The 3,458-nt window shown below is 39.6% G+C and carries 7 protein-coding genes; 6 read left to right on the top strand and 1 reads right to left on the bottom strand.

Annotated features, from left to right (window positions below; translation table 11 throughout):
- Positions 1–745 (bottom strand): ATP-binding protein (locus tag AM228_RS28555; RefSeq protein ID WP_231636983.1); only part of this gene is annotated, 745 nt, incomplete at its 3' end.
- A gap of 170 nt (positions 746–915) precedes the next feature.
- Between AM228_RS28555 and AM228_RS35840 the strand changes: the two genes are divergently transcribed.
- The 6 genes from AM228_RS35840 to AM228_RS33845 all read left to right on the top strand — a co-directional run.
- Positions 916–1,536 (top strand): GTPase, encoded by a 621-nt coding sequence (locus AM228_RS35840; RefSeq protein WP_231636982.1) that lies wholly within the window; start codon positions 916–918, stop codon positions 1,534–1,536.
- A 3-nt stretch (positions 1,537–1,539) separates the two neighbouring features.
- The gene (locus AM228_RS35835; RefSeq protein ID WP_054470415.1) at positions 1,540–2,379 is read left to right on the top strand and encodes a GTPase; all 840 of its coding nucleotides are present in this window, start codon (positions 1,540–1,542) and stop codon (positions 2,377–2,379) included.
- Between the two features lie 12 nt (positions 2,380–2,391).
- On the top strand, positions 2,392–2,577 hold the full coding sequence (locus AM228_RS28540; protein WP_054470413.1) for a hypothetical protein: 186 nt from the start codon (positions 2,392–2,394) through the stop codon (positions 2,575–2,577).
- 39 nt (positions 2,578–2,616) lie between these two features.
- A complete protein-coding gene (locus AM228_RS28535; protein WP_197285449.1) occupies positions 2,617–2,814 on the top strand; it encodes a hypothetical protein in 198 nt (65 codons plus the stop codon).
- A gap of 23 nt (positions 2,815–2,837) precedes the next feature.
- Positions 2,838–3,029 carry a hypothetical protein gene (locus AM228_RS28530; protein WP_054470411.1) on the top strand — a complete coding sequence of 64 codons (192 nt, stop codon included), beginning with the start codon at positions 2,838–2,840 and terminating at the stop codon, positions 3,027–3,029.
- A gap of 209 nt (positions 3,030–3,238) precedes the next feature.
- Positions 3,239–3,458, top strand: a 220-nt coding sequence (locus AM228_RS33845) for a hypothetical protein (protein WP_231636981.1), incomplete at its 3' end; no start/stop codon positions are given.

The raw sequence follows: 3,458 nt of genomic DNA, 5'->3' as shown, positions 1-3,458 counted from the left end.
AATCAATTATTGTGGGTAATGGGGGATTTTGTGACTGGGCAAAAAATTGTTGCAGTTGGTTTTTTAGGGAGGAAAGGTTGGGAGTTTCTGTGAGACTTTTCCAAATAATATAGTCAAATTCAGGCTTGATTTGTTCGATGAGTTGTCTGGTTAGTACGCTTTTGCCAATGCCACTGAGTCCATAGATGGTAATTAAGCGGATCTGGTCTTGTAAGATCCACTGTTTGAGGGTATTTAGTTCGGTGTTGCGGTTGTAAAAATCGCTGAGGTCTGGGGCGTCGGTTAGGTCGATAATGGGTGAAGAATTTTGGGTGGGGGAAGAGTGAGAAGAAGAGTTAGGGGAAGAGTCAGGGGAAGAAGGCGATGATCTGGCACTTGCCGGACAGATATTCAAGTTATTAATCGCTACATAATCGCGTCCAACACGATCTCGTCCAATATGATCTCGTCCAATCTTACTACCAATAACTAAAGATAAAATATTATCTAAATTTGCTTTTTCTAATATAGATTTAAAACTGGTTTTAGTAATATCTTGCTTTAAATATTCTGACAGAATTTTCCAAAGTTCCGAGCCGGTATTCCTCACATGACTTTTACTTAAATGTAGTTCTTTGGCAATTTCCGAGTAAGTTTTAGATTGTAAAGTTCCCTTAAGAATCTCCTCCTGCAAGTAATCCAGGTGCATTCCTGTCTGACCAAAAACTAGGTCATCAGTCAGTTTTAACACTTCATCAATATCCATAGGTCAGAAAAAATTTTATGTGACAGATGATACTATATCGTATTTTTCGTACATTTCGTACTTTTGGTCGGTTGGGCGATCGTACAAAAGTCCGTACTTTTAAGACTTGACATCACCGAAAAATTCACAATAAGCTTTTAATAGTCATACAAGTAAACAAAGATGTAGCCTTGCTTAAACCCGATGAACTGACAGTGTTATTTTTTGGCAAGACTGGTGTTGGTAAGAGCAGCACTCTCAATTCTCTGTTTGGACTGAATTGGGCTACTGACAATGCTGTTGCTTGCACCAAAGAACCTCAGATTGCCTATTTAGACAACTCTCACTATACTGGTTTTCCCTATCAGCAAGTACGAGTTGTTGATATGCCGGGAATTGGTGAGAGTCTGACTGACGATGAAACCTATATGCCTCACTATGAAGAGTGGATACCTCAAACCCATTCTTTAGTGTGGGTGACTCAAGCAGATACGAGAGCTTACAAGCGGGATGAGATTTTTTTGACCAAGTTCCTGCCCTTATTTCAACCAGATATTTTTCTGATTGTCGCTCTTAATAAAATAGATTGCTTGGGAGTTGATGAAGGAGAAGATGGATTTAATCTTGAGCGAGGAGAACCTTCCAAAGACCAACTTAACCGTCTCTCTGAAAAGATAGAAGATGTTTACGGAATTTTCCAAAGTGCTATCAATGGAAAAGTCAGTTTTGACAAAAAACAAATTATCCCACACACATCTGTTTATGGTTGGGGTTTAGAAAATTTGAAAACTAAAATATTCACAAGGGGTTGAATCATGTTGAGTGCTCTATTTGGAAAAAGTCAGGAAACTCCAATTCGGCTTGTCATTGGTTTAAACCAAGTCGATAAAATGATTCCCGATGGGTGGGATGATCGCTTAAATCTGCCTACCCAAAAGGCTGAAAAAGAAATTGAGCGTCGAAGCAAAGATATCATTCAACGATTAAGTAGATACACTCATTTATCTGCTGATAACATCGAATATTATTCGGCGCTGAAGCGTTACCGTTTGCTACCTTTGCTAACTAAAATCATCAAAAATGCCTACGCGGGATTCAAACTCGATAACGTACAACCAGCCGATCCTTTTGAATTGGCAGATCCAGAAGTGAAAGCTTTTGCCGATGAGGAGCGGCGAAAAAGAGCAAAAAGTAAAGGCAAAGAAGTTAATGCCAAAGACAGAATGTTCGATGAAATGAGAAAAATTCTCTCAGAGGATGAGTTAAACTTGGTGCTGGATAAATTCAGACAAGAACGCAGAATCCCGCCCAAAGTTGCTATCCTTGGCAAAGCCGGTGTGGGGAAAACAACAACCCTTAATAGTGTGTTTAATGCACAATGGAAAACGAGCCACACGATTGTTGGTACAACTCAGGCTCAAATGAAAGAATTTTCCCTCTCTAGCGGCGGAAGTTTAGCTGTTGTTGACTTACCAGGCTATGGACGCAGTATGGCAGAAGATCGAGAGTATGAAAAAATTTATCAAGAGATAATTCCTTCCTGTGATTTAGTATTTCTCATTTTGCAAGCCAATACCAGAGATTTTGCAGACGACCAAGAGATGATTATAAAAATCTCTGAGTGGCTTAGAGACTTTCCTACTCCTCAGCGCTAAGGAGTATAGAAAATGGCTTTAACCGAAGCTGACAAGAGAAGACTTGAGCAGATTTTCGATCAATTGGATTATCAAGAGCAACAAAAGGTTTTATCGTCTCAACAGGCTTTTGAAAATTGGTTGCGTAACAGCGCTTATTCAATTTACTGTAAAGTAAGAGATTGGTTAAATGACCTTTGGGACTGGTTATTTGGATAGTTTGCAGACCATCATTCGATGGTAAGAGGTAACGCTATTATGGGAAAAATGACAGATGAAGAAAAACGCCGGGTGGTGGAACTGCTGGATGAACTTGACAGAAGCGAATTAGACAAAGTTTTGGCCTCAGTGGACGCTTTTGGTAATTGGTTGTATGACAAACTTTACTCAATTTATTGCAAAGTCAGGGATGCTTTGAGGAGCTTGTGGCAATCCATTCGTAATTTTTTTAGTTAGTTTTTTTGGCGAGGTTCATCTCAATGGCGTTAAGTGATTACGAAAAGCAGCTAGTTATAGAAGAACTCGACATTTTAGAAGAAACAACACGAAGAGTGATTTTAGCCTCTCTTGAAGCTTTTACAGAATGGTTAGCCAATGTGCTTTATGCAATTTATCTCAAAATAAAAGATGTCATCAGCAAATTTTGGAACTGGCTACGTTCACAATTTTAATATAAATATGACTGAGCTTCAAAAGTTAAAGGTGATATATATTATCTCCACCGTAACTTCTAGTTTTTTATACAGCGTGTTCTTCGGCGTGTTATAGTCTTAAATCAATGATTTAAGAACACGATAGCGTAGTTTTAACCGCAGATTTACCAGAATATGATTTAAAATCTGGCGATATTGGCACGGTCGTTTTAGTCCATCAAGAAGGTTTGGGCTATGAAGTAGAATTTATCACTATCACCGGAAAAACGATCGCGATCGCCTTCTTTATTCAATTCTCAATGCGGGGGCGATCGCCCAAGCCGAGCAAACAAGAAACCCGGTTTCTTCAAGAAACCGGGTTTCTTTGTTTCTGGACAATTTTGAGGCAGAAGGGAAAGTGCGATCGCCCCTTCGGGATCCGCTTGGCGCGATTCGCGGGAGCGATCG

Origin of the sequence: Planktothricoides sp. SR001, assembly GCF_001276715.1 — a bacterium.
Classification (GTDB): Bacteria; Cyanobacteriota; Cyanobacteriia; order Cyanobacteriales; family Laspinemataceae; genus Planktothricoides; species Planktothricoides raciborskii.
This window is presented reverse-complemented; position numbering and strand designations above follow the sequence as displayed.